The organism is Limnofasciculus baicalensis BBK-W-15, assembly GCF_024178385.1.
In the GTDB taxonomy this organism is placed as follows: Bacteria; Cyanobacteriota; Cyanobacteriia; order Cyanobacteriales; family Coleofasciculaceae; genus Limnofasciculus; species Limnofasciculus baicalensis.
On sequence record NZ_JAMZMM010000551.1, the window covers coordinates 1 to 2,923 of the forward strand.

Annotated in this window: 2 protein-coding genes; both read right to left on the reverse strand. The window is 42.5% G+C overall.

The window, feature by feature from the left end; all coding sequences use genetic code 11:
- The coding region (locus NJ959_RS27990) for a P-II family nitrogen regulator (RefSeq protein WP_254015040.1) at positions 1-235 on the reverse strand (235 nt) is incomplete at its 3' end.
- 781 nt (positions 236-1,016) lie between these two features.
- On the reverse strand, positions 1,017-2,648 hold the full coding sequence (locus NJ959_RS27995) for a TM0106 family RecB-like putative nuclease (RefSeq protein WP_254015041.1): 1,632 nt from the start codon (positions 2,646-2,648) through the stop codon (positions 1,017-1,019).
- Between the last annotated feature and the right edge of the window lie 275 nt (positions 2,649-2,923).

Here is a 2,923-nt window from a genome sequence, read left to right on the forward strand (position 1 = left end):
GGAGAATTTGATCGGACACTTCAAGGGATACAATTGTCTTAATCTCGATGTTGGTGTTATAGCCTGCAATATCTCCCATACGCCGACCATGACCACCTTCACCTTGTGCTTCGGTAATCGTGTAGCCTGTTACGCCATTGCTTTTCAGGAGTTTCACTAGGCGGTCTCTCAGTACGGATTCACCAATAATTGTAATCAATATAGCAGGTTTGATGGGAGTGGATTCGGTAGACATGGGGAACTCCTAAAATGGTTTTTTTCCTTTGTTAATACTCGCCTTAGCGTTGGCTGATTGGCTAGTATTTTAGGGTTTAAGTGAATGTGTGTATTATGAACATAATTATAACATATACATGACTTACGCAGTTACATTACATATAATGGTAATGGTAGGTTATTCTAGGATAACGAACCCTATAGATAGATTTTTACCTAAGTCTCAATCTTGTGGGAATGGTGCGTTAGCTTTCGCAATTCTTTTTTATTAACGAATTCCCCCCACCATACTTAAGCTTGGTGGGGGGTTTGATTCTATTTTCTTATAAAATTCTCTGGTGTAGAAAAGAGAGAAATATTTTCCTTCCTCTAACCTCTCTCCTCTCTACCATTTTCTCGTAACCGAGAGTGTTACAAATTCTAATGCTGTTTTCCGGAATGGATAAAATCCTTCTAAGCCAAGAAGCAGGATAAAAATTAAGATCTGAATCGGCCAAGGTGCTAGGGCAAAACTGAAAATAGAACAACAGATGGCACTGCTAATTGCGAGAACCCGGGAAACTTCATGAGAAGCTCGTAGAGACAGACAGATGCTACCGATAGCGCTTACCACAAAAAAGAGGAACAGGGAAAGCATAGGGATTACCTCTCTAAAAATTCATAAAGGGCTTTCCTTAAGTCCAACCTCTGCGAAAGCCCTCATGCTACTATCTTAACACTTGATTTCTCAGGAATAGGTGTAATCTTAATCACCAACATCATGTAATGTAGAAATCTTCGCATAACTTTATATATTATTATTAAGCCTCCTGGCAATCTTGCCAAAAATCCGATAACCAAGCCTTAAGATGATATGTAGCGCGGCAGTCATCTTCATTGTAGCGTTGGATGACATCGAGAACTTCGCGATCGCCCGTTGTTAACCAGCGATCGTACAAACAGACGCATTGGGAACCCGTAACTGTAGCATCCCGCCACTCAAACCCTAGCCATCTGGCTAAATGCTTCAGGGAATAACTCTCCACTGGTAACATTACAGTACTCATCACCTGCTTATGGACATCCACAAACCGGGGCAGAAGGGGTTTAAACTGCGATCGCGGTGTATCGTAAAGTTTTGCTAATCGCTTGACTGTATCTACTTCATATTCAGAAAAATGGAAAATGGGAGCATCGGGGTAGCGCCAAACTAAATCTAAGAATTGTTGCCAGATTTTTCCTTCATCTTGGGGCTGTTCTGCCAGGAAGGGATAGAATATCTGAGTATCTTGGACGCGATCGATCGCTAGGATACCAAGCAAATAGTCAACATTCAGATCCGGCTGTGCTTCAATATCAAAGAAAAGCTCTACTGATGCTGTGGGTAAGGCATCGTTATCCAAAACAAATGGAAATCTCTTGCCATTAGCATAGCGAGAAGCGGAACTTACTAAAGTGTCATTTTGGTAAGGGCTGTTTGCTGTTAAAGGAGTGAGGAGAGATTCTTTTAGTAAATGGCTGGGTGGTTGACGGAGAATGGCTTTATTCTGAACAGTAGCTTGAGCTTGCTGAATTAAATCGGAGGCAATATCTAGACCAAATACTGGTTCGAGGATGGTAATCTCTGTTTGAGATAGTGATTCTACTTTGGTTATACCTAGATCTTGCAAATCTCGATAACGGTTAGGGGTGACACCTGGTAAGAGGGAAATGTGTTTTTGAGATTTTGCGATCGCGTGGCAACTATTGTACCAGCGACAAAGGCTACATTTCTGACGGGATATAAAGACTTCTGGCTCCCTGCGCTCCTCCAATGTCTCCATACATTCGGACAAAACCTCTGTCATCATTGGTATCCAGTGTTCTAAATCGACTGTATAGACACCTTGACGGCGCAAAATCAACCAAGAAATATCTGGGAAAACCTCCTGCGTTACGGTTAACAGGTGGGCGTGAAATGCGGCAATAATTTGATAATCTGCTTTAGGTCGTCTACCAAACTTAATTGTCAGAGGAACATAAATCCAATCTCCCAAATTAGATTGTCCGGGATATTTAATTAATAGATCGGGAAAACTTACCAGAGTTATCCCCTTATCTGTTGGCATCAACAACACAGGTTTAGCAATGCAATTCGTCCCCTGTTGCATCAACTCCCAAGTTTCCCTCGCGCCTGCCTCCCAATTTCCTCTGGGGTAATTGGGTAAACGGGGGGTAGAAATATCCACATCTGGTGGCAATGTGGAAAGAAGTGAAGTCTCTGGGGGGACGTGATTTTTAGCACGTTTTTCGACTTTCCCCAATACTGATTCCTTATGGGTGATGCTATCTTGTTGCAGTTTCAGCAGAAAGTCTGGCGGTGGCGCTTGCTGAGATAGATCCCCGTAAATATCTAGAAATGTCCGACGGGGACACCGTTTGTAATGGAGGAGTAAATCGTCTGTCAGGAGCATAATTTCAATCTATAAGCGAGCGGTTGTCTACCCCAACTGATACCCACCCTAATTTGTGAATAAACTTATTATTGTAAGGCAATATTCATCTATATTGTAGGTTGGGTCGAGGTAAGGAGACCCAACATCAGCCCCATCAAGGTTGGGTTTCGATCCCCTCAACCCAACCTACTAGCACATTTAACCTAAAATATTGGGTAAGGAAAGTAGGAAAGTATTGTTTAGCTTTCTTCGCCGGAAGCCTCACGCCATATTTGTACTCAAATTGGCGTGAG